This window comes from Marinobacter sp. F4218 (assembly GCF_019443085.1).
GTDB classification, from domain to species: Bacteria; Pseudomonadota; Gammaproteobacteria; order Pseudomonadales; family Oleiphilaceae; genus Marinobacter; species Marinobacter albus.
In genome coordinates this window covers 338,442-362,338 of the sequence record NZ_JAHZIL010000004.1, presented here as the reverse complement: position 1 = coordinate 362,338, position 23,897 = coordinate 338,442, and the positions used below count along the sequence as shown (strand labels likewise).

The 23,897-nt window shown below is 59.5% G+C and carries 24 protein-coding genes; 16 read left to right on the top strand and 8 right to left on the bottom strand.

What is annotated here, in order from left to right:
- Window positions 1-61: 61 nt before the first annotated feature.
- Window positions 62-997, top strand: a complete 936-nt coding sequence (locus tag K0B93_RS16985) for an aldo/keto reductase (RefSeq protein ID WP_219868449.1) — start codon at window positions 62-64, stop codon at window positions 995-997.
- A complete protein-coding gene (locus K0B93_RS16980; RefSeq protein WP_219868448.1) occupies window positions 994-1,707 on the top strand; it encodes a DUF6064 family protein in 714 nt (237 codons plus the stop codon). The genes K0B93_RS16985 and K0B93_RS16980 overlap by 4 nt, the downstream gene beginning before the upstream one ends.
- Here the strand turns inward: K0B93_RS16980 and dkgB are convergent.
- Window positions 1,643-2,452, bottom strand: a complete 810-nt coding sequence (gene dkgB / locus K0B93_RS16975) for a 2,5-didehydrogluconate reductase DkgB (protein WP_219868447.1) — start codon at window positions 2,450-2,452, stop codon at window positions 1,643-1,645. The genes K0B93_RS16980 and dkgB overlap by 65 nt on opposite strands.
- A gap of 120 nt (window positions 2,453-2,572) precedes the next feature.
- Between dkgB and K0B93_RS16970 the strand changes: the two genes are divergently transcribed.
- The gene (locus K0B93_RS16970) at window positions 2,573-2,986 is read left to right on the top strand and encodes a GFA family protein (RefSeq protein ID WP_219868679.1); all 414 of its coding nucleotides are present in this window, start codon (window positions 2,573-2,575) and stop codon (window positions 2,984-2,986) included.
- Here K0B93_RS16970 and K0B93_RS16965 read toward each other — a convergent pair.
- Complete coding sequence (locus K0B93_RS16965; protein WP_219868446.1) at window positions 2,980-4,101, bottom strand: PQQ-dependent sugar dehydrogenase; 1,122 nt, start codon at window positions 4,099-4,101, stop codon at window positions 2,980-2,982. The genes K0B93_RS16970 and K0B93_RS16965 overlap by 7 nt on opposite strands.
- A 212-nt stretch (window positions 4,102-4,313) precedes the next feature.
- Here K0B93_RS16965 and K0B93_RS16960 point away from each other — a divergent pair, with 212 nt between their 5' ends.
- Window positions 4,314-6,491, top strand: coding sequence for a TonB-dependent siderophore receptor (locus K0B93_RS16960; protein WP_219868445.1), 2,178 nt, complete (start codon window positions 4,314-4,316; stop codon window positions 6,489-6,491).
- Between the two features lie 129 nt (window positions 6,492-6,620).
- Here K0B93_RS16960 and K0B93_RS16955 read toward each other — a convergent pair whose 3' ends face one another.
- The 6 genes from K0B93_RS16955 to K0B93_RS16930 all read right to left on the bottom strand — a co-directional run bounded on the left by K0B93_RS16955 (window position 6,621) and on the right by K0B93_RS16930 (window position 13,566).
- A complete protein-coding gene (locus K0B93_RS16955; RefSeq protein ID WP_219868444.1) occupies window positions 6,621-7,433 on the bottom strand; it encodes a (2Fe-2S)-binding protein in 813 nt (270 codons plus the stop codon).
- Window positions 7,420-9,447 (bottom strand): Fe(3+)-hydroxamate ABC transporter permease FhuB, encoded by a 2,028-nt coding sequence (fhuB, locus tag K0B93_RS16950; protein ID WP_219868443.1) that lies wholly within the window; start codon window positions 9,445-9,447, stop codon window positions 7,420-7,422. The genes K0B93_RS16955 and fhuB overlap by 14 nt, the downstream gene beginning before the upstream one ends.
- Entirely contained in the window at window positions 9,437-10,366 is a 930-nt protein-coding gene (locus tag K0B93_RS16945) for an ABC transporter substrate-binding protein (RefSeq protein ID WP_219868442.1), read from the bottom strand. The genes fhuB and K0B93_RS16945 overlap by 11 nt, the downstream gene beginning before the upstream one ends.
- Window positions 10,356-11,129, bottom strand: a complete 774-nt coding sequence (locus tag K0B93_RS16940; RefSeq protein WP_219868441.1) for an ABC transporter ATP-binding protein — start codon at window positions 11,127-11,129, stop codon at window positions 10,356-10,358. Before K0B93_RS16940 ends, K0B93_RS16945 begins: the two co-directional genes overlap by 11 nt.
- 82 nt (window positions 11,130-11,211) lie before the next feature.
- A complete protein-coding gene (locus tag K0B93_RS16935) occupies window positions 11,212-13,002 on the bottom strand; it encodes an ABC transporter ATP-binding protein (RefSeq protein WP_219868440.1) in 1,791 nt (596 codons plus the stop codon).
- Window positions 13,003-13,113: 111 nt separating this feature from the next.
- Window positions 13,114-13,566, bottom strand: coding sequence for a YaiI/YqxD family protein (locus K0B93_RS16930; RefSeq protein ID WP_219868439.1), 453 nt, complete (start codon window positions 13,564-13,566; stop codon window positions 13,114-13,116).
- A gap of 121 nt (window positions 13,567-13,687) precedes the next feature.
- Here K0B93_RS16930 and K0B93_RS16925 point away from each other — a divergent pair, with 121 nt between their 5' ends.
- The 12 genes from K0B93_RS16925 to K0B93_RS16870 all read left to right on the top strand — a co-directional run bounded on the left by K0B93_RS16925 (window position 13,688) and on the right by K0B93_RS16870 (window position 23,890).
- Complete coding sequence (locus tag K0B93_RS16925) at window positions 13,688-14,260, top strand: histidine phosphatase family protein (RefSeq protein ID WP_219868438.1); 573 nt, start codon at window positions 13,688-13,690, stop codon at window positions 14,258-14,260.
- Between the two features lie 68 nt (window positions 14,261-14,328).
- Window positions 14,329-14,667 carry a zinc ribbon domain-containing protein YjdM gene (locus K0B93_RS16920; protein WP_219868437.1) on the top strand — a complete coding sequence of 113 codons (339 nt, stop codon included), beginning with the start codon at window positions 14,329-14,331 and terminating at the stop codon, window positions 14,665-14,667.
- A 187-nt stretch (window positions 14,668-14,854) separates the two neighbouring features.
- Complete coding sequence (pdhA, locus tag K0B93_RS16915) at window positions 14,855-15,931, top strand: pyruvate dehydrogenase (acetyl-transferring) E1 component subunit alpha (protein ID WP_219868436.1); 1,077 nt, start codon at window positions 14,855-14,857, stop codon at window positions 15,929-15,931.
- Window positions 15,931-16,923: an alpha-ketoacid dehydrogenase subunit beta gene (locus K0B93_RS16910; protein WP_219868435.1), complete on the top strand. Its 993-nt coding sequence runs from the start codon at window positions 15,931-15,933 to the stop codon at window positions 16,921-16,923. Before pdhA ends, K0B93_RS16910 begins: the two co-directional genes overlap by 1 nt.
- A complete protein-coding gene (locus tag K0B93_RS16905; protein ID WP_219868434.1) occupies window positions 16,920-18,041 on the top strand; it encodes a dihydrolipoamide acetyltransferase family protein in 1,122 nt (373 codons plus the stop codon). The genes K0B93_RS16910 and K0B93_RS16905 overlap by 4 nt, the downstream gene beginning before the upstream one ends.
- A gap of 89 nt (window positions 18,042-18,130) precedes the next feature.
- On the top strand, window positions 18,131-20,404 hold the full coding sequence (locus tag K0B93_RS16900) for a putative bifunctional diguanylate cyclase/phosphodiesterase (protein WP_219868433.1): 2,274 nt from the start codon (window positions 18,131-18,133) through the stop codon (window positions 20,402-20,404).
- Between the two features lie 96 nt (window positions 20,405-20,500).
- A complete protein-coding gene (locus K0B93_RS16895; protein ID WP_219868432.1) occupies window positions 20,501-20,995 on the top strand; it encodes a copper chaperone PCu(A)C in 495 nt (164 codons plus the stop codon).
- Between the two features lie 150 nt (window positions 20,996-21,145).
- Window positions 21,146-21,505, top strand: coding sequence for a nuclear transport factor 2 family protein (locus K0B93_RS16890; RefSeq protein ID WP_219868431.1), 360 nt, complete (start codon window positions 21,146-21,148; stop codon window positions 21,503-21,505).
- Window positions 21,506-21,797: 292 nt separating this feature from the next.
- Window positions 21,798-22,295 (top strand): DUF3291 domain-containing protein, encoded by a 498-nt coding sequence (locus tag K0B93_RS16885; RefSeq protein ID WP_219868430.1) that lies wholly within the window; start codon window positions 21,798-21,800, stop codon window positions 22,293-22,295.
- A gap of 112 nt (window positions 22,296-22,407) precedes the next feature.
- Window positions 22,408-22,785 carry a nuclear transport factor 2 family protein gene (locus K0B93_RS16880; RefSeq protein WP_219868429.1) on the top strand — a complete coding sequence of 126 codons (378 nt, stop codon included), beginning with the start codon at window positions 22,408-22,410 and terminating at the stop codon, window positions 22,783-22,785.
- 222 nt (window positions 22,786-23,007) lie between these two features.
- The gene (locus K0B93_RS16875) at window positions 23,008-23,376 is read left to right on the top strand and encodes an STAS/SEC14 domain-containing protein (RefSeq protein WP_219868428.1); all 369 of its coding nucleotides are present in this window, start codon (window positions 23,008-23,010) and stop codon (window positions 23,374-23,376) included.
- A 211-nt stretch (window positions 23,377-23,587) separates the two neighbouring features.
- Window positions 23,588-23,890 carry a hypothetical protein gene (locus tag K0B93_RS16870; protein ID WP_219868427.1) on the top strand — a complete coding sequence of 101 codons (303 nt, stop codon included), beginning with the start codon at window positions 23,588-23,590 and terminating at the stop codon, window positions 23,888-23,890.
- Window positions 23,891-23,897 lie beyond the last annotated feature (7 nt).

Here is a 23,897-nt window from a genome sequence, read left to right as displayed (position 1 = left end):
GTCCAGGCAGTGTCGGCATTCGTACCATTCGCACTGACACCGCGACAGTGAGAAAGTGGTCATGGCAAAACATCTTACGCGCAGACAGCTTCTTGTGGGTGCTGGTCTTTCGGGGCTGGCTCTTCATGCGCCCGGCTTGTTCGCGATGCACGGGAATACTCAACTCCCGGCACCGATCAGGCGCGCTGTTCCTTCGACCGGCGAACGCCTCCCCGCCATCGGCATGGGGACCTGGATTACCTTCAATGTCGGCAGCGATCCCTATCTGATTGAGCAACGCACCAAGGTGCTCAAGACGTTCTTTGATCATGGTGGCAGTGTGGTCGACTGTTCGCCGATGTACGGTTCCTCCGCCGACGTTCTGGGGCGGTCCCTTGATGCCCTGGGGGCCCGGGATCAGCTTTTCGCCGCCACCAAGATCTGGACTGGTGATGAATCGGCGACCAGGGAGCAGGCGGAATCGTCCCGTCGAAAGTGGGGTGTGGAACGCTTCGACCTGCTGCAGGTCCACAATCTTCTTGGCTGGCAGGGACACCTGGAGACGCTGAAGGCCATGAAGGCGGCGGGAGAGGTGCGTTACCTTGGTATCACCACATCCCACGGGCGACGTCATGGCGAGTTCGCCCGCATCATGGAAACCCAGCCGCTCGATTTCGTTCAGCTGACCTACAACGTCCTGGACCGTGAGGCCGAGGCCCGTTTGTTACCTCTGGCGCAGGAGCGGGGCATTGCGGTCATCGTAAACCGGCCTTTCCAGGGCGGTTCGCTGTTCCGGCGGTTTCAGTCCGAGCCCCTGCCGGCGTGGGCCGGGGAAGCGGGCGTGAGCACCTGGGCCGAATTTTTCCTGAAGTTTATTGTTGCCCATCCGGCGGTAACCTGCGCCATACCGGCAACCTCGAGTGTTGAGCATATGCAGGAGAATATGGCGGCCATGTATGGCGAGTTGCCGGATGAACAGCAGCGGCAGCGGATGGTGGCCTACGTGAGGTCTCTGTGAGTGATCCAGCCTGGCTGAGCTATTCCCTGCAGGATTTCCTGATGTTTGGGCCAGAGGTGTTTTTGCGACTGTTTGCGCGGATCAATCAGGACCTCTGGCCGTGGCAGCTCCTCGTTGTTCCGTTAAGCCTCATTGTCCCCTGGATGGCAGGCCGGCCCGAGATCGTCTGGCGTCGATTGGCACTGGTGATTGTTGCTGCGGCCTGGATTCTCAGTGGCGGTGGCTTTCTGGTGAACTACTTCGGTGAGATCAACTGGCCGGCGGTCTGGATTGGCTGGGCGTTCACCGTACAGGGCGGGCTGCTTGCGGCACTGGCCGTTACCCGAGGTTGCCCCCGTCTGTCGATCGGCAGAACAGGGTGGTTTGCCGCGTTCTGGCTGGCGGCGGTGGTGCTGTTGCCCTGGCTTACTGTTGTCCAGTCCGGGGAGCCAACGACCCTGGCGCTGTTTGGGCTGTCGCCGGGCGTTACCGTTGCGGCCAGTGTCCTTTTGGTGGGAGGTTTCGGCCGCGCAACGTTCTGGTTGCTGCTGCCGGTGCCGATTACCTGGGTTCTCTTCAGCACGGCCACCTACTGGGCCCTGCAGACCCAGTGGTTGTTACTCCTGCCCTTGGCTACGCTGGCCTCTTTGGTCGCGGGTGTCTGGCTCAGTCCCAGGCCGGTGCAAAGCCCGGGTCCGCAATCCGCTCACCACGGTCCAGTTCGTCGATAAGGCGAATCTCGTCCTCGCTCAGCTCGATGTTCAGGGCATCAAGATTGGCTTTCTGATGCGTCGGTCGTGTCGAGGACGGGATCGGCACAACGCTGCGGGACGCCACCCAGGCAATCGCTATCTGGGCGGGTGATGCGTTGTGGGTCTGGGCAATGCGCTGGAGCGTTTCATCTTCCATAACCTTGCCGACAGCAAGGGGCATGTAGCCGGTTACCGTAATTCCGAGCTTTTGGGCGTGCTCCACGACCTTGCGGTTCGCCAGGAACGGGTGCACTTCCACCTGATTGGTAAAGATGGTGCCATGGCCAAGAATCTCGACCGCCTTGTCCATCTGGGCACAGGTGAAGTTGGAGATGCCGATGTGATCGGTCAGCCCTTCCCGCTGGGCGTCTCGCAGGGCGCCCAGGTATTCCTCCATGGGCACTTCGTCGTCGGGGGAGGGCCAGTGAATCAGCGTAAGGTCGACGTGGTCGGTTTTGAGCCGGGCCAGGCTGTCATGCAGGCTGTTGATCAGATCGCTTGCGTGCAGTTGGTCGTGCCAGATTTTCGTGGTCAGGAAGATTTCGCGGCGCGGAATGCCGCTGGACGTGATGCCATCGCCAACTTCCGCCTCATTGTCGTACATCTGGGCGGTATCAATGTGCCGATAACCCAGAGACAGGGCACTTTTGACCGCTTCCCGTGCATCATTGCCCTTCAGCCGGAAAGTCCCCATGCCGATGTTCGGAAGTGTGCTGAATGCCATACGTTCCTCCTGTTCGAGCTGTGTGTTCCTAAGATGGAGTCGGCGCTCTGGTTCTTCAAGTGGCCGGCGGGTATCATCGGCGCTGAATTGACGCGCCTCGCCAGATTGAGAGAAAAACCTATGTATACCGGCCAGTGCCTGTGCGGCGACATCACCTTTGAATACGACGGTCCTCTCGGTCCGGTTGCCTTGTGCCACTGCAGTCAATGCCGAAGGGCTCACGGCAGTGCGTTCTCGGCCAGTGCGCCTATCCAGAAAATCCGGTTCCGGTTCTTAAGCGGCGAAGCCCTGGTCACCGAGTTCGAATCCCGGCCCGGTAAATACCGGGCCTTCTGCAGTCGCTGCGGCAGCCAGCTTTACAGCCGGGTGGATGCGATTCCGGGCATCCTTCGCCTGCGGGTCGGTGTCATCAATGAACCGCTGGGCAAGGGCCCGGCACAACATGTGTATACAGGTTCAAAATCGGACTGGTTCGAGATCACCGACGACATCCCCCAGTTCGAGAAAACCGAGCGAACCAACGACCCTCACTGAGCCGGCAGCAACCGGTACACCTTGCCGTCGGAATCGTCGGTCAGAAGCCACAGGGCTCCATCGGGGCCCATGCGAACATCCCGTATCCGCTCTCCCAGATCCGTCAGCAAATCCTCTTCTTCGCGCACGGATTCGTCCCTGATTTTCAGGCGCACGAGTTTCTGAAGCTTGAGCGCCCCCACGAACAGATCGCCTTGCCATTCCGGAATCCCTGAGCCGGTGTAGAACGCCATACCCGACGGTGCGATGGAGGGATCCCAGTAATGCAGCGGCTGGGCCATGCCTTCCTTTTCGGTGTCCAGGGTGATCGGAATGCCGGAGTAGCCGATGCCGTAGGTGATTTCAGGCCAGCCATAATTGGTGCCGGCGCGAAGGATGTTGATTTCATCCCCACCCCGGGGACCGTGTTCGTGGGTCCAGACATCACCAGTGTCCGGATGTACCGTCATCCCCTGAATGTTCCGGTTGCCCCAGGTATAGAACGTGTCATTGACTTGCGGGTTATCCATCCCCGGGTTCCCGGAGGCGGGCTCGCCGTTCACGGTAATCCGGTGCACGCCGCCGGCGTCGTCGGCAGTGTCCTGAGCGCGGTCCATTTCTCCCCGGTCGCCGACCGCGACGTACAGGTACCCGTTGCTGTCGAAGGCCATGCGCCCGGCGAAATGCCGGGACTTACCGGAGCGGGGCAGCGCTTCAAATATCACCTCGACGTCCTCGAGACGGTCCTGCTCAAACCTGGCCCTCGCCACTCTCGTGGTCATGCCGCGGTCCGCGCGGTGTGCGTAGCTGAGGAACAGGGTGCGATTTTCCGCAAAGTCCGGGTGTAACAGAACGTCGAGCAGCCCCCCCTGGCCGGAAACCACGAGCTCCGGAACACCGGGGATCGCATCGGGGTCGAGAGCGCCATCGCGAAGAATCCGAAGCCGTCCGGCTCTCTCCGTCACCAGCATGGAACCATCCGGCAGGAAGGCAAGACTCCAGGGATGCTCCAGCCCCGTGGCCACGGTTTCGAGCCGGAACTGCCCGGCGTCGGAGGAGAAGGTTTGGCTGTAAGCCATGGGCAGACCCGCCAGGAAGAGGCTGGCTAGCATCGCGAGTTGTCGGAATGAGCGCATTGGAATCTCCCGGTGTGTCGAGTTCAGGGGCATTCGATTGACCTGCCGGCGAAGTTCTCAGAATAGCACCTGCTGCGTCACGCCGCCGGTTCCCGGGTGGCTGGAAGAAAGTCGTTTCAGGTGGTCATTCCAAATTAAACATTTGAAATCGGAATCATTCGCATTAAGATGTGCGTCTGAAGTTTGAGTGACCCCATGAAACGGAGAAGAAGATGTCCCGAAATCCCGAAACCGCCTTCCGCCGCAAGGCCCTGATTTCAGCCATGATGGCCGCCACCTTGCCGGGCCTGACGTGGGCGCAGGAAGACAAGCCCGTCGTCCTGAACGCGTTGGAGGTGTCTGCTGACCGCGGTCCGGTTACCTCGGAAGAGACCCGCAGCTACACCGCGGAATCCACGACCACAACCATGAAAATGGGCCTGACCCACCGCGAAACGCCGCAGTCAGTCACGGTTATCACCCGCGAGCAGATGGATGACTTCGCCCAGAACGATATCAACGACGTGCTTGAAGGCACCACCGGCGTAACCGTGGAGTCGGTGGAATCCGACAGGACCTACTACACCGCGCGTGGTTTCGACATCAACAACTTCCAGTACGATGGTGTTGGCTTGCCGGCGGTTTACGACAATGTGCAGGGTGAGTTGGACACGGCGTTTTTTGATCGTATTGAGGTGGTTCGCGGCGCCAATGGCCTGATGACCGGCTCCGGCAACCCGGCCGCGACGGTGAACTTCATCCGCAAGCGCCCGACGGCCGAATCCAGTGGCTCGGTTTCCGTAACCGGTGGGTCCTGGGACCAGAAGCGCATCGTGGGTGATGTCTCCGGCGCCGTGTCTGAATCCGGTGCTGTGCGTGGCCGGGTTGTGGCGGGATACGAGGACAAGGACTCCTACCTGGATCGGTACAGCAACGAAAAGCAGATGTTTTATGGGGTCATCGAAGCGGATCTGACGGACACCACGCTGCTGACGCTGGGACACTCGTTCCAGACCTCCGACACCGACAGTCCGCTGTGGGGCGCCTTGCCCCTGTTCTATTCCGACGGCACCGCAACGGACTATGCCCGGTCAACCAGCACCGCTTCCGACTGGTCCTACTGGGACAACACCCAGGACAACAGCTTCATTGAGCTTCAACAGGAGCTGGCCGGTGGCTGGCGCGCCCAGGGCACGGTATTCCGGCTCAAGAACGAGAGCGAATCCGAACTCTTCTACCAGTATGGCACCCCGGATCCGCAGACCGGCGAGGGCCTCTTTGCCTACCCCAGCCAGTATGATCTCGACGTTGAACAATGGGTGGTGGACACCTACGCCACTGGCCCGTTCAACCTTGCCAATCGCACCCACGAACTGGTTCTGGGGGCTACCTGGTCCCGCTCAGAGACCGTTGACGAATCCCGTTATGGTCAGGGCATTGGCGATCCACTGCCGCCGTTGAATGAATGGGATGGCAATTACCCCAAGCCCACCTTTGACAATGGCGTGGGTGGCTCGGACTGGACCGACAAGGAAGTGGCCACCTACGCCGCCGCGCGCTGGAGCCTGACCGATCAACTGACCGCTATCACCGGTTTGCGCCTGACCTGGCTGGACAGTGAAGGCGTCAGTTATGGCACCGCCAAAACCACCAGCTATGACGCGGTGGAAACGCCGTACGCAGGTCTGATTTATGACCTCAACGACAACCATTCCCTGTACGCCAGCTACACCGAAATCTTTGCGCCGCAGACGGAATTGGATATTAATCGCGACCGCCTCGACCCGATTGACGGCGTGAACTACGAATTCGGGCTGAAAAGTGAATTCGCCGATGACCGGGTGAACACCACCGTGGCCCTGTTTCAGACCGAACAGAAAAACGTGGCGGAAGCTGCCGGCACCTATCCGAACTCACCCGACGTTTACTACCGGGGCATCGACGGTCTCGAGAGTCAGGGTGTTGAGCTCGAGTTCGTTGGCGATGTGACCGACCGGATCCAGCTGTTCGCCGGCTACACCTTCGTGGACATCGAAGACGCCGATGGTAACGCTGCAAAATCCTTTGTACCGGAACACCTGGCGCAACTGCGGGGTACCTGGAAAGTGCCCGGCATTGATGGCCTGAAGGTCGGCAGCCAGGTCCGCTGGCAGTCCGAGATCAGTCAGGAGCAGGGCGTGGCGACCACTGGCCCGAACGCTGGTGCCACTATTGTTACCGAGCAGGACAGTTACGCGGTCCTGGATCTGATGGCGAGCTACGATTTTGCCCGCCACTGGAACGCTACCCTGAACGTCAACAACGTCACCGACGAGAAATACATTGAGAGCCTGAAGAAATTCGGCGCCTCGGCCCAGGGCTTCTACGGCGAGCCGGCTAACGCCAGCCTGACCGTCTCCTGGGCGTACTGAACCCGGTTCCGGAGCGGGCCTTGTCCGCTCCGGAATTCTCTTCTGGTCGATGGATGCAGGGAGCAAGAGTGATGACACCGGAACAGGAAATGATCGAAGGGCTGAAAATCGCTGCCGGCGCCGGACTGTTTATTGCGCTGGCAGTCGCTGGTCTGGCGCTGGGCTCCGGGATCGGCGGCTAGTCTCAGCCAGACGCGCCTTACGATAAATGCCACAAGTGCCACAGTAACCACCTTCCGGCAGCAGATACTTCAGGCAGCAGCCCTTGCGCTGCGGAATGGCGCATTGCCGGCCACTGAACTCGGCCGGTACCCAATCAACGAACCGGTTCGCACCACATGCAAACTCCTCCAGCCAGGCCTGTGCCAGGTTGCATACGGCCTCTGCATCCGCAAGGTTCCACACGACCGAAAAAGGCGCTCCCAGACCAAGACCGATACTGCTCCAGTAAGCCCCCGGGCTGACCCCGAATCCCTGCCGGAAAACCGGATACCAGGCAGTCACAAGCTCATCCAGTTTCCCGATGAAGTCTGCTAAACCAACCGCTGGCTGTGACGGGGCATGAAACCATCGCGCTGCCGTCGCACCCTCGCGGGCCCGCCCGAGAAAAATCTGCTGGGGGTCGGGTAAAGGTGACTTGCCATCGCGAAACAGTCTCAGCGTCAACGGTGCAATCACCGACAGCGCCAGATCCTGCTGGGTGACGGAGAGATACGCCCGTAGTGCGCGGGCGTTGCTGGCGTCGGGGTAGTCCTTTGTGAGCTGCTGTTGCAGCAGTTCCGGCCGTTCGAGGCACTGGGCGAGCGAGAGCAGTGCAGGACGATCCAGGTCGTGAGGCTGTAAAGCCTGGCCGATGACGGATTCGGCATTCAGGCCTGCGCTGGCCAGCAAGTGCCGATACCGCCCGGGCCAGTCGGCGCCGGAGGGATCAGCTGCGACCATGGCGGCTCAGCCCCCACAGGAAATAAAGACCACCGACCAGTGCCGCCAGCAGCCCGGCGGGTAACTGGCCGGGGTAGACCACAATCCGGGACAGGTAATCGGCGACGGCCAGGAGCAGGCCGCCGGCGAGGGCCGCCACCATCATCTGCCGGCCCACGGTATGCTGCCCGAGTACCCGGGCCAGGTGCGGTGCGATCAGGCCCACGAAACTCAGTGGCCCGATGACCACCGTAGCTGATGCCGTCAGTAGTGCGGCCAGCAAGAGCAGCGCCAGCCGTGCCCGGCCAACAGGCAGCCCCAGGGAGGATGCCGAGGTATCACCCAGCGGAAGGATGGTCAGCGGGCGAATCACCGTGAACAGGCACAGGCTGATCAGCAGAATCAGGCTCAGCAGTGCCAGGGCCTCGGATTCGGAGATCAGCCAGGTGGCCCCGTACATCCAGTTCAGCAATTTGGACGCCACGGTGCCACCGGATGCCATCACCAGTCGCAAACCGGAATCCATGAACACGTACAAGGCGAGCCCGCCCAGCAGTAACTGAGTGCCCGCGAACCGGTGCCTTCGGGCCAGCAGGATCAACAGGCCGAGGGCGCCGGCTGCGCCAACGGTGGCGGCGGTCAGCTGGCCCGCACGTCCTACTTCAGCGCCGCTCAGGACAATCAGCACCATTACCAGGGCCGCGCCGCCACTGATGCCGAGCATTTCCGGGCTGGCCATCACGTTGCCGGTCATGCGCTGAATGAGGGTGCCGGCCAGGCCAAGGGATACGCCGGCAAGGATGGCCGCGAGCATGCGCGGACCGCGCCAGACCCAGGCATCGTCCCATTGACTCAGGGGCGTCCAGCTCCATTCCTGAAGGCCAGGCGACCAGCCCATGGATACGATAAACGTAGCGAGCAGAAGCGTCAGCAATACCGAGCCGATCACAACGGCCGGGCGTCTTATGGGTATAAATCCGGTGGGGCTGGCATCCTGGCCCGGCATGTGGTGGGTGTTCCTGAAGCTCTGCAGGGCCAGCAGGATGATGGGGCCTCCGATCAGCGCGGTCGTTGTGCCGGTTGGCACCAGCGAGCCGTCACCCCAGGTGGAGGCCCAGTGCGCCAGGGTATCTGCCAGGAGCAGCAGGCCACCGCCGAAGAGTGTGCTCCATACCAGCCGTTCCACCAGGTTCCGGGCGCCAAGCAGCCGGGCCAGTACCGGCGCCGCCAACCCGACAAACGCCACCACGCCAACCCGGCTAACCACCGTGGCGCTCATCAGCACTACCAAAAACAGCGCCAGCATTCGGATCATGCCGACACGGGCACCAAGCGAGCTGGCGGAGGCCTGACCCAGTTGCAACAGCTGCAACGGTCGCATCAGCAGCACCAGAGCCAGAGCCAGAACCAGAACCCGCGGCCATAGATCCATAAAAGGCGTCCAGTTGTTCTGTACCAGCGAACCGGCGCCCCAGATAAAGAGGTTGCCCAGCCATTCGCCCTTGAGGAGCAGGAACGCCATGTTCAGGGCGCCCATGAAGAAGGTGATGACCAGGCCGGCGAGAATCACCGTGACCGGGGAAAAACCAAGGCGCCAGGTCAGCGCGATGACGAGGAAAATGGCCAGCAAGCCGCCGGCGACGGCGGCCAGATCCGGGCTGAACGCCAACACCGCCGGGGCGAACAGGGTGGCAATGGTCACGCCGAATTGCCCCCCGGCTTCGACACCGAGCGTGGTCGGGGACGCTAGCGGATTACCCAGAACCTGCTGAGTTACTGCCCCGGCCAGCCCCAGTCCGCAGCCAATCAGGATGGCCACGGAGACCCGGGGCGCCCAGCTGAAATGGGCCAGTACCGAGGTGTAGTCGTGGCTGTTGTAGGTCCAGAACGCGGAAATCAATGCCGCCGGATCCAGTTCGGCCAGCCAGGGCGACGCACTGGCGGCCAGTGCTCCAAGCCACAGCAGGGCCGCGGCCAGCGGAAGTCTGGCGGGAAGCCCGGGCGTGTTCGTGGCCAGCCGGGTTTCAGCGTACATTGTCGGTGCCTCCCTGAATCAATGCGTCTGTCAGGTTGCTGGCCAGTCGCATTACCGGGAACACGCCGCCGAATGGCCACACCGCATCGACCTGGTAAATCTCATCGCGCTGAACAGCCGGCAGGTAGGTCCAGAATGGGCTGTCTTCAAGATGTTCGGATAGACCCGGGCGGGTGGGTTCAATGACCACAATCCGGCTGTCCGGGTAGGCGGCGATGGCCTCCAGGCCGACCACCGAAAACCCCCAGTAGTTGCCCGCATGTGGCCAGGCGTTGGTCAATCCCAGCGCGTTCAGGGCGGTTTGATACAGCCCGTTCGGGGCATAGATTCGCACGTGCCGGTCGTCAAGAAAATTCACCAGGGCCACCGGTTGATCATCGGCACCATGCCGCCGGAGGCGCTCGCGCTGGGCGGCGAGGGTGTGATCGATATCGGTCAGAATGGCCTGGGCACGTTCCTCCAGATCCAGGATTTCACCCAGGGTGAGGAGCATTTCCCGGGCTTTTGAAAACGGCCTGGAGTCCTTCTTGTAGACACTGATCACGTAGGTGGGTGCAATGCGCTCCAACAGGTCGGTCGCAGGGGCCATCTCGGAACTGGTGACGATCAGGTCGGGTTTCAGTTCGGCAATCGCTTCGAGGCTGGGGGCGACGCGGGTGCCGATATTGGGGACCGCTTCCGGCAATTCGGGTTCCTTGACCCATACCGAATAACCGGCCTTGTCCGCCACTCCCACCGGAGTCACGCCGAGCAGAAGCAGGGCTTCGGTTGCGGCCCAGTTCAGGGCAACCACGCGTTTGGGAGTTTCGCTCAGGGTCAGGGTTCCTTGCTCATGCTGCCAGGTTGTTGCGGTGGCCACCGTGGCGGAGACACATAGGCACAGAACGGCAGTGATTCGGAGAAGGATACTAATGGACATAGGACACCCACTGGCCGGGCGCCCGTTCCATCACACCCATCGGCACACCGTATATGGTTTCCAGAGTGTCGCTGGTCATAACTTCCTGCGGTGTCCCGTCCGCAATCGACTGGCCCTCACGCAGAGCTACCAAGCGGTCGCAGAACCGGGCGGCCAGATCAACATCGTGCAGAACCACAATCACGGTCAGGTCCCTTTCCTCGGCGAGGCGGTGCACCAGTCGCAGGGTTTCCACCTGGTGCTTCACGTCCAGCGCCGAAATCGGTTCGTCGAGCAACAGGCAGCGGGTTTTCTGGGCCAGCAGCATGGCAATCCAGGCGCGCTGGCGTTCGCCGCCGGACAGGGTGTCCACCGAGCGGTGCCGGAAGCGGCTCAGGCCGGTGTCCTCAATGGCCTGGTCAATCAGTTGGTGGTCCTCATCGGTGTAGCGTCCCAACGGCCCACGCCATGGGTAGCGGCCCAGCGCCACCAGTTCACGGACGGTAAGGCCATCGGTTCCGGGAGGGTGCTGGGGCAGGTAGCCCACGATACGGGCAAACTCCCGGGCCCCGGTGTCGCGGAACGAATGCCCGAGCAGGCTGGCCTCGCCAGTGGACGGTGAGAGCTGCCGGGCCAGGATTTTCAGCAGGGTGGATTTGCCGGAGCCGTTATGGCCGAGGAGGGCGGTAACCTCGCCCTCCCGAAAGCCGATGTTAAGGTTGCTGACGATGGCGGTGTCGCCGATGCGGACACCCAGGTTGGTCACTTCGAAAAAGGCAGACATGCAGGCTCCGGGCTATCTGAAGGTCTGCAGGATAATCTAAATGCGAATTACTATCAATATGATCTGAGGGTGAGGCAGGGTCTCAGGCCTGCCCGGTCTGCACCCGCCACTGGGCGTGGTAGGCACCCTGTTGGTCGAGCAGTTGCTGGTGGGTTCCGGCTTCCACGACCTGGCCGGCGTCCACGACGGCAATGGTGTCGGCGTCGACAATGGTGGACAGGCGGTGGGCGATCATGATCACCGTCCGGTTGTGGCCAATGCGCTTGAGTGAGCGCTGGATCGCAGCTTCCGTTTCATTGTCAACGGCACTGGTGGCTTCGTCCAGCACCAGAATCGGCGGGTCCTTCAGCAACGCCCGGGCCAGGGAGAGGCGCTGGCGCTGGCCCCCGGAGAGACGAATGCCGCGTTCGCCAACCGGCGTTTCCAGTCCCTCGGGCAGGGCCTCAATGAAGGACCAGGCTTCGGCGGTTTTCGCCGCCTCGACGATTTCTTCGTCGGTGGCGTCCGGTTTTCCGTAAGCGAGGTTTTCCCGAATGCTGCCCTCAAAAAGGTAGACATCCTGGCTCACCAGGCCAATGGCCTCACGCAGTGACTTGAGACTGACCGACTGGATGGGCTGGGTGTCGATCAGGATTCGCCCGTGACTGGGGTCGTAAAAGCGCAGCAGAAGCTTGATCAGCGTGGATTTACCGGAGCCGGTGGCACCAACCAGCGCAAGGGTGTGACCGGCAGGTACCTGCAGATCGATATCCCGGATACCGGCGCCGCTGGCGGGGTAGTGAAAGCTTACTTTTTCAAAACGGACTTCGCCCTTGACCGGCCCAGCCAGTGGTTGCCCGGCCTCGTCGTGCACGTAGACAGGCTCTGCAAGCAGATCAAGGATACGCCGGGTGCTGGCCATGGCCCGCTCAAACAGATCGATTACTTCGGCAAGGCCAGTCAGGGGCCAGAGCAGGCGTTGGGTCAGAAACACCAGCACGCCATAGGCGCCGACATTCAGAGTGCCTTCCAGAGCCATCATGCCGCCGACGGTGAAAGTGGCCAGGAAACCGGCCAGTATCGCCATGCGAATTACCGGAATGAAGGCGGAACTGATTCGGATGGCCCGGCGGTTGGCCTCCACGTAGGCCTCGCTGCTTTCCTTCAGGCGTGCCGCTTCCCGCTGTTCTGCGGTAAAGCTCTTGATGGTGGCGATACCGCCCAGGTTGTTGGCCAGCCGGCTGGACAGATCGCCGACTTTCTCCCGCACATCGGCGTACAGGGGACCCGCCTTGCGCTGGAAGTAGAAGGCGCCCCAGATAATCAGGGGAATGGGGGTAAAGGCCAGCAGGGCGATTAACGGCGACAGGACGAAGAACACGGCGCCCACGGCTACCACCGTGACCAGCACCTGGATCATGGCGTTGGCACCGCCGTCCAGGAAACGTTCAAGCTGGTTCACGTCGTCATTCATAGTGGCCACTAACTGACCAGAGCTGCGGGCCTCGAAAAAACTCATGTCCAGACGCTGGGCATGCTCGTAGGCATCCTGGCGTAAATCCGACTGCAGGCGCTGGGCCAGGTTGCGCCAGAGTATCTGGAACATGTATTCAAAGAGCGACTCCCCGGCCCAGATAAAGAACGTCAGTACGGCCAGGATGGTGATCTGCTCCCGCGCCGTTTCAAACCCCAGCCCGGCGACAAAACTCTGTTCCTGGTTGACCACCACGTCGATGGCGACGCCGATCAGGATCTCCGGGGCAATGTCGAACAGCTTGTTGATGATGGAGCAGGTGGCGGCCGCAATAATCTGTCGGCGATAGCCCCGCGCGTAGCGCAAAAGGCGGGCCAGGGCGGCGAAACTGCTGGTGGTTTGGCTGGCATGGCCGGGCATGAAAACACTCCGCGAAGGGCTGGAAAAGCGCAAAGGGTAGCTGGTACGTCTCAAAAATAAAAGAGAATCATTACCAACAACTGCGCAACGAAAGTCCGGATGCCCAGGAAGTCATTGCTTGAGATTGCGTTGCAGCCAGCGGTCCAGTTTGTCGGCGAATTCCTTGCGATCGGTCTGGCTGAACGGTGCGGGGCCTCCGGTCACCTGGCCGGCACTGCGCATTTCTTCCATGAAATTGCGCATGGCCAGGCGCTGGCGGATGTTTTCCCTGGTGAAGGCCTGGCCACGGGGATTGAACACATCCGCACCCTTTTCGATGGCTTCCGCCGCCAGGGGGATGTCCTGGGTAATCACGAGGTCGCCGGGGCTCATCTGGTCCATAATTTCGTTGTCCGCCACATCGAAGCCCTGGGGCACCTGGCGGCGCTGTATGTAGGGGCTCGGCGGGAGGTTGATGCTGTGATTGGCGATGAAAGTGGTCTGGACCTGCCAGCGGGTGGCGGCGCGGCAGAGGATTTCCCGGATGGGGACAGGGCAGGCGTCGGCATCGACCCAGATAGGCATGGCGGATTCCTTCATCGATTGGTTCTGGCGGCAAGTTTACCTTCTGTTGGTGTGAGCCTGGTAGGTTGATGTGGCGTATCACACTCTATGGCAGGAGATTTCAGGCACAGGAGGGACTGACATGATTTCAAAAGGTTTGGCCTTGGGAATATTGGTGTTGGTTTTGTCGTTACCGGCGGCGGCCAGTGACAACAACGGCAGTGCATGGCAGGCACTTCGCGATGGCGAAGCGATACTGATGATGCGCCACGCCCTGGCTCCGGGTACAGGCGACCCGGCGAATTTCCAACTGGATGACTGCAGCACCCAGCGGAACCTGAACGAGACCGGCAGGGAGCAGGCCCGGGCCTGGAAAACGTTTCTGGCGGAGCATGGCATTACCGGGGCGCGAGTGTATTCGAGCCAGTGGTGCCGGTGCATGGATACCGCAACCGAAATGAATGTCGGCGAGGTGACCGGCTGGCCGCCGCTGAACTCGTTCTTCCAGAACCGGAGCAGCGGGCCCCGCCAGACCCGGGAAACCATTGAGGGCGTGAACGCCATGGCAGACGGGGCGCCCATTATCCTGGTATCCCATCAGGTCAACACCACGGCACTGACAGGGATTTATCCGGCCTCCAATGAGGGCGTCATAATCGCACTTCCACTGTCGGACTCGCCGGAAATCCTGGCTCGGGTGGCACCGGGGAAGTAACGGCAGGCGGGCGGCAGAAGGGTGCTTTCTGGTATCATGCGCGCCCTTTACTTTTTCAGGAACCCCTCATGGCCCAGCTTCCTCCCTGCCCCCAATGCAGCTCTGAATACACCTATGAAGACGGCGTTCAGCTCGTCTGTCCCGAGTGCGGTCACGAATGGTCGGAAGCGGAAGCCGCCGCAGCCGAGGCCGGCGCAGTGGTTCGGGATTCCAACGGTAATGAACTGCAGGACGGTGATACGGTCACAGTGATCAAAGATCTGAAGGTCAAAGGATCCAGCTCGGTCGTTAAGGTGGGCACCAAGGTGAAGAACATCCGCCTTGTCGACGGTGATCACGATATTGACTGCAAAATTGAGGGTATCGGTGCCATGAAACTGAAGTCGGAGTTCGTGAAAAAAGCCTGAATTGCCCAATCCCTCCGGATCGTCTAGATATTACTCAGGGCGTCTTCGAATGCTCTGAGTAAATCCCAACAACGTGCGACCCGCGTTACGACAAGACGACTGGCTCCTAAACTGCCGGCCCCTCCGCCACAAGCGGAGAACTCCTGCAGTTGCGCTTTCACCAGGAAGCGGGGGCAAGGAGGGTGGGATGAAACAACGCTTCGAATTTCATGTGGATAGCACCCGCTATCTGGATGACCACGGCAAGCCACTGGATGATTTGCCGGCCCAGGCCGAGGATACCGAGCGTACCCTGGCTGCCTACCGAAATATGGTGCTCACCCGCACTTTCGATGCCAAAGCCATCGCGTTGCAACGCACCGGCAAATGCGGCACCTACCCCTCGGTGCTAGGGCACGAAGTGATTGGCACCGCAATTGGCCAGAGCCTGGCAAAAACCGATGTGTTTGTACCTTACTACCGGGACCAGGCTGCGCACATTCTTCGCGGTGCGTCACTGGTGGAAATGCTGTTGTACTGGGGCGGTGACGAACGGGGCAGTGCGTGGAAAAACTGCCCGGAAGACCTTCCCATTGCCGTTCCCATTGCCACTCAGTGTTGCCATGCCGTGGGTGTGGGGTCGGCCATTCGCATCCGTGGTGAGGAGCGGGCGGTGGTCTGCTGCGTGGGAGATGGTGGCACGTCCAAAGGCGATTTCCTCGAAAGCATCAACCTCGCCGGCGCCTGGCACCTGCCCGTGGTGTTCATGGTGATCAACAATCAATGGGCGATTTCCACGCCCCGCGGCATCCAGACCGGTGCCGAGACCATTGCTCAGAAAGCCATCAGCGCCGGATTGCCAGGCCACATTGTGGACGGCAATGACTACTTTTCCGTCATCGAGGCCCTGGATGCTGCCCTCGAGCGGGCTCACGCCGGCAAGGGCGGCATGGTGATCGAGGCGGTCACCTATCGATTGGGGGATCACACCACGGCTGACGACGCCACCCGCTACCGCAGTGCCGAGGATCTGAAAAAAGCCTGGGAGAAGGATGGCATCAAACGTTTGCAGAACTACCTGCACGATGCCGGCCTCTGGGATCCGGACAAGGAAAAGGCGCTGCAGGCCGAGTGCAAGCAAACGGTTGAGAAGGCGGTGGAAGAGTACCTCGCCACCGAAGCCGAACCACCCACGGCCATGGTGGATTACCTGTTCGAAAACCTGCCCGTCTCGTTGCGGGCGCAGCGGGAGCGCCTTGCCGCCAAATACCGGGGAGGTGAATAATGAGCTCGGCAGAGGTTCGTGACGTCACCCTGGTGGAGGCCGTCAACATGGCTCTGGCCTGGGAAATGGCTCATGACGAGAATGTGGTGTTGCTGGGCGAGGACATTGCCACCAATGGCGGGGTGTTCCGGGCCACGGTGGGGCTCAAGGAACTTTTCGGCTTCAAGCGGGTGATGGACACGCCCCTGGCGGAAAACCTGATTGCCGGAACGGCCGTGGGCATGGCCACCCAGGGCCTGAAACCCGTGGCGGAATTCCAGTTCATGGGGTTCATCTACGCCGGTATGGAGCAGATCGTCAGTCACGCTGCCCGAATGCGCAACCGTACCCGGGGCCGGTTGCACTGCCCGATCGTCTACAGGGCGCCGTTTGGCGGGGGTATTCACGCACCGGAACACCACTCGGAAAGCACCGAGGCCCTGTTTGCTCACATTCCCGGCCTGCGTGTGGTCATCCCCAGTTCGCCCCAACGGGCGTACGGCCTGTTGCTGGCCGCCATTCGTGACCCCGATCCGGTGGTGTTCCTCGAACCCAAACGCATTTACCGCGCGGTGACCCAGAGCGTGGAAAACAACGGTGAGGCCTTACCGCTCGATACCTGCTTCACGCTCCGGGAAGGGGATGATGTCACCCTGATCACGTGGGGGGCGTGCGTGATGGAAACCCTGCAGGCGGCCGACAAACTGGCCGAGCAGGGGGTGTCCGCGGAGGTAATCGATGTCGCCTCCGTCAGCCCGCTGGACCGGGAAACGCTGCTGTGTTCGGTGGCCAAAACCGGCCGCGCCGTGATCATTCACGAGGCCTGCCGCAATGGCGGCGTGGGCGCTGAAATTGCCGCTTCCATTGCGGAAGGCGCGTTTCTTGATCTCCAGGCACCCGTGGTTCGGGTAACCGGTTACGACACCATCATGCCGTATTACCGGAATGAGATGGCCTACCTGCCCACCGTAGGCGACATTGTCGAGGCTGTGGAACAGGTGATTGCGCTATGAAAAATTTCAAACTCCCCGATCTTGGCGAAGGCCTGCCCGAGGCTGAAATTGTCGAGTGGCACGTCAAAGTGGGCGACGTTGTCGACGTCGATCAGGTGCTGGTTTCCGTGGAGACCGCCAAGGCCATCGTGGAGGTGCCATCTCCCGAGGCGGGTACCATCGCGAAGCTCTACGGCGATCCAGGCGACATCATCCACACCGGTGAGCCTTTGCTGGCGTTTGAAGGTGAGGGGGATGACACCGGCACTGTGGTGGGTGAGCTGAAAACCTCCGACAAGGGCAATGGGGCAGAATCCACCCGGGATCAGTTCATCATCGGCGCAGCGGTGTCCAGCCGACGGGCCCGGGCCAACCGTGCGACGCCGGGAGTCCGTGCGCTGGCGGAGCGCTTGGGTGTCAGCCTCGAATCGATCAAGGGCAGCGGCCCCGGCGGCCTGATTACCAACGACGATGTGCACAAACAGGCCAGCCATCAGAAACAGCTGGGTGAGGCGGAAATGCTGCGGGGCCCGCGCCGGACCATGGCCAAGAACATGGCGTTGTCCCACGCCCAGGTGGTGCCAGTCTCCATTTACGAGGACGCTGACATCGGCGACTGGAACGAAAGCACGGACATCACCATGCGCCTGGTGCAGGCGATCGCCCTTGCCTGTGAGGCGGTTCCGCAGCTGAATGCCTGGTTCGATGGCGATAACCTGAGCCGGCGGCTGCTGGATAAAGTGCATGTGGGCATTGCGGTGGATACATCGGAGGGGCTGTTCGTGCCCGTGCTGCGGGACGTGAATCACCGGTCGCAACAGGATCTGCGCCAGGGGCTGGAAAACCTGCGGGAAGCGGTTGCCACCCGCAAGATTCCACCCCGGGAAATGCAGGGGGCCACGATCACCCTGTCCAACTTCGGCACCATGACCGGTCAGTACGCCAACCCCATTGTGACCCCTCCCCAGGTGGCGATTGTTGGCGCTGGCAGGATCCGCGAGAAAGTCGTTCCTCGCGGTGGAAAACCGACAGTGCGGCGCATTCTGCCATTGTCCCTCACGTTCGATCACCGGGCGGCGACCGGAGGTGAGGCCTCGCGGTTTCTGGGCGCCATGGTCGAGGCGTTGATGGCGAAATAGGTCCGGGCATACGGAGGGCGAGAGTCAGCCTATACTCAATGCATTGGCTGGATGCCCTCGACATCTCGCGGGAATGCCCGGGAGGTACTTTGACCACACTCAAGCGTAACATCTGGACGCTCTTCTGGCTGGTTTATGCCGGCGGCCTCGTGCTGCTCATTGCTCTTGTTTCATCCTCCTGGAATACCACGATTGACCGATACGAACGTCACCACGAATCCCGTGTGGAGTTCTTTGCCCAATCGGTCGCCAACATCCTTGGCACGCAGGAACTGGTACTGGATGTGGTCGGCCGGGAACTGTTGCGTCGGAATAGGTTCCCGGTGGAACCGCAGGCTTTGCCACTGCTGGACAGCGCCATGAAATCCAGTCCTTCGCTGGCCGGCCTGGGCCTGGCCCGACCCAATGGCCAACTGATTGCGCTCAGCTCCAACATCAATATGGACCGGCTACCCAACCTGTTGGAATCGGAACGAACGCGCCCGAGTTTCCAGCAGGCGCTGATGGAAGAGAAGATGATTCTGGGGCGCACCTATTTCTTCGAACCTCTTGGTGAGTGGATCATTCCCGTTCGCAAAGCCTTGCGTAATGACGCCGGTGAAGTGCTGGCGGTAATGACGGCCGGGATACGGATTGAGGGTGAGCATGGTATTTTCAGCAGTGATCGGCCCAACGAAGACGACGAAAGCCTCATGCTGTTTCGTGAACGGGATGGCTACTTACAGTTTCTGTCGCGGGAGGACGTCGGGCCTGAAGTCTACTCCACGGTTCGCCGCCCGGACGATCAGATCCGGGCGGATACCGAGCGCCTTGAGCGGGAGTCCGGCAAGAGTATCGAGGCCATCAAGAGAGACGCGGATATCGTCATCTATTACTCCGAACGGGACAGCGGTACCTATCTGGGAGCGGCGGTCTATGATTCACGATTTGAACTCTGGGTTATCTCGGAATCCGACATGGCCGGCGTTCTCCGGGAGTTCTTCCGGCAGCTGGCGATTTTCGTTGGTTTGTTTGTGGTTATATCGGCCCTTCTCTATTACCTGTTCAGTCTGATTGATCGCGTTGAAAAGAAACGGCGGGACCAGCTCTTTCATCAATCCAGGCATGATGACCTGACCGGACTGATGAACCGGGTAGGGCTCATCGATGAGATCCACGCGCGGATTGATGCCCGGCGCCCCTTTTGCATCGCGCTCGTGGACATTGATAACTTCCGCGGCATCAACGATCGGTTTGGTCAGGATTTTGGTGACCGGGTGCTGGCTGACTGGTCCCGTTGCCTGCGCCAGGCCGCCGGCGAAGATTCCGTGGTGGCCAGTCTTGGTGGTGACGAATTTGCGGTGGTTGCGGGAGTGTCGGACGAACAACAGGTTTACGAGTACTGCCAGAGCCTGTTGACCGAAACCGGCAGCTGCGTACTCAGTGGAGCGCTCAACATGCAGATTGGCGCCAGCATCGGTGCCGCGATTTTTCCAGCCAATGGCGATTCGTTCAGCAGCATTGTGCGCAGCGCTCACCTTGCACTCCACAAGGCCAAGAAGAACCGAAACGACGTGTGCCTGTTCCAGAGTGACATCGAAACCCGGTACCTGCGGCGGGTTCACATTGAACAACGCCTGAGAGGGGCGCTCGAACCCCATCTGATTACCATGGCCTACCAGGCTCAGGTTGATGCCAAGGGGCGGGTGGTCGGCATGGAGGCGCTGGCACGCTGGTATGACGACGAACTGGGGTATGTACCGCCGAACGAATTTGTGTCTGTCGCCGAGGCCTCGGGCCTGATGGTTCAGCTTGGCAACTACGTACTGGATCGTAGCCTTGAGGATTTCAGCACGTTGCCGCGGCAGAAGGCATTTCCACTGGAGCTTTCCGTCAATATTTCAGTGCTGCAGTTCATGCAGCCCGGGTTTGCAGAAACGGTGCTCGAAAAGCTTCGCCAAAATCACATGGCCCCAAACGAGCTGACCCTCGAAATCACCGAAACCATGTTCATGTCCCGCCAGAGCACCATCCTGCCGGTTTTGAATCAGTTGCGGGATTCCGGAATCCGGCTGTCCATGGACGATTTCGGAACGGGATACTCTTCCCTGAGTCTGCTGCGCTCATTGCCCATCGATGAGTTGAAGGTCGACAAGACCTTTGTGGACAGCATCAATGAAGACAAACAGGCCCGCAAAATGGTGGAGAGCATCGTCGCCATTGCCCGCAATCACGAACTGGAGTTGGTCGCCGAGGGCGTTGAAAGCCAGGAGCAGGCCGACACCCTGATTGCCATCGGCTGCCAGCGTTTTCAGGGATTCTTTTTCGGCCGTCCCGTACCGATTGGCGACGTCCGGGAACTGCTCACCGCTTCCGTCGAATGACCTTGTGCGACGATTCGTCGCAGAAAAACCCTTGTTCCGTCATGGCCCTCGGGTAAGCTCAAACACACAATCAATTGCCCGAAGGACCCAAGCACCGTGAAAGTGAAATCCCTTGTTGCTGCCTTGCTGCTTTCCATCATTCCTGCACTGGCCAGTGCCCACGACTACACTCAGGACAACCTGAAAATCGACCACCCCTGGAGTCGCCCAACCCCGCCGGGCACCCCCACCGGCGTTGGCTACCTGACCATCACCAACATTGGCGAGGCGCCGATCACCCTGATCGGAGCGCAAACCCCAAGGGCAGGGCACGTCTCGATTCACGAGTCCAGCATGAGTGACGGTGTAATGAGTATGAAGCCCCTGAAGCAGGGTCTTGTCATCCCCGCGGGTGAAACCGTTGAGCTGAAACCCCACAGTTATCACCTGATGCTGGAGAAACTGCCGGAACCCTTGCACGAAGGCGAACGCATACCTCTCACACTGAAGTTCAGGGGAGCGGAAACCGTGCAGGTCGAGCTCACTGTTGAGCCGTTGGATTACGGCGTAATGAAAAAAGAAATGGACCATTCTGGGCATCAGATGGAATGACGAGACTGCCAGAGCGCGGCAGGTTTGCCCAATGTTATGGAGCACGCCTGTTTGACGACTATAATTCCAGTTTACAGGAGACCCTTCACAGAGCCTTCCGGTCAATCTGGTATGAGAAGTGATAAGTCATCAAAAGAGGGGGGGGCGATCATGAATCTGGCAAACATTGTTCAAGGCGGATGGGATGCGGTTGGCGCCGGAGATTTTGACAGGGTGGTGGCCGATTACTCGGAAGAGATGATATTCGTTATGCCCGGGCAGACGGATGTACTTGAAGGTCGAGGGCCTTTCCGAGAGGCTCTCAATGGTCTTGGGCAAATTCTTCCGCCAGGGTTCGAGATTACCGGACTGCGTAACATAGAGGGTGATGCTGAGGTCGTCTCGATCGTTGATTGGAAATCATCAAAGATTACCGGCTCCCAGCTAGCGGTGCTTTTCCGATTTGAAGGCAACAAAATTTACGAGGAGCGATGGTTTATCGATACTGAACAATGGAACAACGCGTTCTGACTTCAGTGTTTCAGCCGTAGTGGCAGGTTCTCAAGCACTACTCAGTGGGTTCGCTGAACCCACGATTAAACCACGATCGAAAGGGAGTTCAGGTGGTGATCTGTTTTCTGAAATACATCTTGGATCCCTACGAACTCCCGGGTTCGAGCGCTATGCCAACAACATAGCCACCGTATCTACCTTATTGAAATAAACTTCTACCAGGATAAAGAGTGGGACGATCGCCGAAGGCTGCTGAATAGTTTCTGAAAAGCGGCTGTGACTGGCGGTTAGTGATTTCAGGAGGAAAACCGTGACTCAGTATCATATTGCGCAACTCAATGTGGCAAAGCTGAAGGCGCCGATAGACTCCCCTCAGCTTGCAGATTTTGTCGCGAATCTGGATAGGATCAATGCCTTGGCGGATGACTCTCCAGGCTTTGTCTGGCGGCTACAAACGGAAGACGGTGATGCCACGGGCATTGATTATTTTGGCTCGGACCAGATTGTGAACCTTTCGGTCTGGGAGTCGGTCGAAGCGTTGCACGATTACGTTTACCGGTCTGTTCACGTCGAGATCATGCGCCGCAAAAAGGAGTGGTTTCACAAATTGGCTGAGTCCCACATGGTGCTTTGGTGGGTGCCAGCCGGACATATCCCCTCCCTGGAAGAGGCATCCGAAAAGTTGCAGAGATTGAGGAAGTCTGGGCCCACAAACGATGCGTTCACCTTCAAGAAAACATTCCCGCCTGCAACTGAAGCCGTCGAGGTCTCATCAAACACTTTGGGTGGGGAGTGCCCTGCTACCTAAACGGTCCGGGGCCATTGTTTGTTATCAAGATAAAGTGGGAGTAAAACTGTTTAGGGCATCTGCGCGGATGCAGGCATTCCAATCGTCCCGGTCTTAGAAATGGAGTCTATCCATGCAACCAAAAGACATCGTGGCGCAGTTCATCTCGGACATCCACGCCCAAAGGCTGGATGAGGCAAAGACCTTGCTGGCTGCAGAAGAGTTTGAATACGTCGGGCCAAACATGCGCTTCCTCAGCCGCGATGACATGCTGGCCTACCAATTCGGTATGGTTGCCATTCAGAAAGACCTGGTTCTCCGGCAGCTGAGTGCTGACGGCGAGCATGTTTTCGCGATCCTGGATTACCGGACCCACTTTGAGCCGATTGGGGATGTGCGGCTTGCAGTCTGGTTTCGCGTGCGCAACGAAAAAATCCACACGGTCGAAGCATTCTATAACGCTGCAGTGGTTGAAAACATGCTGGGAGGAAACCTGCCCTCCGCGCGCTGAAAGCGGGGAAAACTCTCCGGTAGAGGAGGTTTTGATCCGGTTGCGGGCCGCATGGTTTTTGCGATTGAAAATAAGCAAGGTACAAATCCAGTCTGATCTATACTTTGGGAATTGTTCGAGCATCCCAAGTTCTGTATGCGGCAGGAAGCAGCGCAACACTGAAGCGAACCTCAAAGCTCGATTCCTGGTATCAAGTTCGCCTCAGCCATGGAGGGTAAAAGCATGATCGAACACACTCTGGATACCGCCCATTCCATTCTCTATGTCCGTCCCACGTCGTCTTTGGAAAAAGACGATTTCCGTCAGCTAGCGGAAACGGCGGATCCCTTTATTGAAGAAACCGGAGCACTTGAGGGCCTTATCATCAGTAGTCCTACCTTCCCGGGCTGGAAAAGCATCGGGGCAATGGTCACGCATTTTCGCTTCGTAAGGGATCATCACAAATTCATCAGGAAAGTTGCACTGGTGACGGACTCGGCCTTTGGCGACCTTGGGGAGCATCTCGCATCACATTTTTTGTCTGCGGACATCAAGCACTTTCCTGTGAATGACCTTGAGGCGGCTGAAAAGTGGGTGGCCGGTAAGGATTAATGCAGCGTCTTGCCGGATCCACCAAACTATTATTCGCCGGAAGGCTCTATCGAGGCTACGCTGGAAAAGATTGGTTTTATTGAGATCATAAGATAGATGCGCTTTGTATTTTATATTTAGTCATGATGTATATAGGGAAGCATCTGGTGATGTTTGTTTTCGGGGCTATCCGAAAACAGCGTTGAACTGGAAACTAAAAAGGAGTTTTTAAATGCCTGCATCAGAAATCTATTCAGCAAAAGTTGGGGCGGGTGAGGGATTCTCAGGCCCGGCCCCTCTGGCCGGCCTGCCCAGTTGGACGGTCTCCAAACAGCAGCAGACTGAAATCTATGAAATTACTCATAATCTCAACCTGAACAATCCTGAGCTCGATATGCAGGTTGTTGCTACGTCAATGACGCCGGGGGTCAGCGTAGTTGTCGAGAACGTTGGCGCCAACTCGTTCAGAGTATCGGCCTGGACAAACCAGCTTGCAGCGGCAGAAACTGATTTTATGTTCATTGCGTATTGCTGAGTCAGCC

Excerpts from the sequence above, each read along its gene's own strand:
- K0B93_RS16880 (WP_219868429.1), top strand. The coding sequence starts at position 22,408 with ATGCAACCAAAAGACATCGTGGCGCAGTTCATCTCGGACATCCACGCC.
- K0B93_RS16930 (WP_219868439.1), bottom strand. The coding sequence starts at position 13,566 with ATGCCTATCTGGGTCGATGCCGACGCCTGCCCTGTCCCCATCCGGGAA.
- K0B93_RS16945 (WP_219868442.1), bottom strand. The coding sequence starts at position 10,366 with ATGTCCATTAGTATCCTTCTCCGAATCACTGCCGTTCTGTGCCTATGT.
- dkgB (WP_219868447.1), bottom strand. The coding sequence starts at position 2,452 with ATGGCATTCAGCACACTTCCGAACATCGGCATGGGGACTTTCCGGCTG.
- K0B93_RS16905 (WP_219868434.1), top strand. The coding sequence starts at position 16,920 with ATGAAAAATTTCAAACTCCCCGATCTTGGCGAAGGCCTGCCCGAGGCT.
- K0B93_RS16890 (WP_219868431.1), top strand. The coding sequence starts at position 21,146 with ATGAATCTGGCAAACATTGTTCAAGGCGGATGGGATGCGGTTGGCGCC.
- K0B93_RS16965 (WP_219868446.1), bottom strand. The coding sequence starts at position 4,101 with ATGCGCTCATTCCGACAACTCGCGATGCTAGCCAGCCTCTTCCTGGCG.
- K0B93_RS16875 (WP_219868428.1), top strand. The coding sequence starts at position 23,008 with ATGATCGAACACACTCTGGATACCGCCCATTCCATTCTCTATGTCCGT.
- K0B93_RS16955 (WP_219868444.1), bottom strand. The coding sequence starts at position 7,433 with ATGGTCGCAGCTGATCCCTCCGGCGCCGACTGGCCCGGGCGGTATCGG.
- K0B93_RS16985 (WP_219868449.1), top strand. The coding sequence starts at position 62 with ATGGCAAAACATCTTACGCGCAGACAGCTTCTTGTGGGTGCTGGTCTT.
- K0B93_RS16925 (WP_219868438.1), top strand. The coding sequence starts at position 13,688 with ATGATTTCAAAAGGTTTGGCCTTGGGAATATTGGTGTTGGTTTTGTCG.
- K0B93_RS16870 (WP_219868427.1), top strand. The coding sequence starts at position 23,588 with ATGCCTGCATCAGAAATCTATTCAGCAAAAGTTGGGGCGGGTGAGGGA.
- pdhA (WP_219868436.1), top strand. The coding sequence starts at position 14,855 with ATGAAACAACGCTTCGAATTTCATGTGGATAGCACCCGCTATCTGGAT.
- K0B93_RS16910 (WP_219868435.1), top strand. The coding sequence starts at position 15,931 with ATGAGCTCGGCAGAGGTTCGTGACGTCACCCTGGTGGAGGCCGTCAAC.
- K0B93_RS16920 (WP_219868437.1), top strand. The coding sequence starts at position 14,329 with ATGGCCCAGCTTCCTCCCTGCCCCCAATGCAGCTCTGAATACACCTAT.
- K0B93_RS16960 (WP_219868445.1), top strand. The coding sequence starts at position 4,314 with ATGTCCCGAAATCCCGAAACCGCCTTCCGCCGCAAGGCCCTGATTTCA.
- K0B93_RS16970 (WP_219868679.1), top strand. The coding sequence starts at position 2,573 with ATGTATACCGGCCAGTGCCTGTGCGGCGACATCACCTTTGAATACGAC.
- K0B93_RS16935 (WP_219868440.1), bottom strand. The coding sequence starts at position 13,002 with ATGCCCGGCCATGCCAGCCAAACCACCAGCAGTTTCGCCGCCCTGGCC.
- K0B93_RS16940 (WP_219868441.1), bottom strand. The coding sequence starts at position 11,129 with ATGTCTGCCTTTTTCGAAGTGACCAACCTGGGTGTCCGCATCGGCGAC.
- fhuB (WP_219868443.1), bottom strand. The coding sequence starts at position 9,447 with ATGTACGCTGAAACCCGGCTGGCCACGAACACGCCCGGGCTTCCCGCC.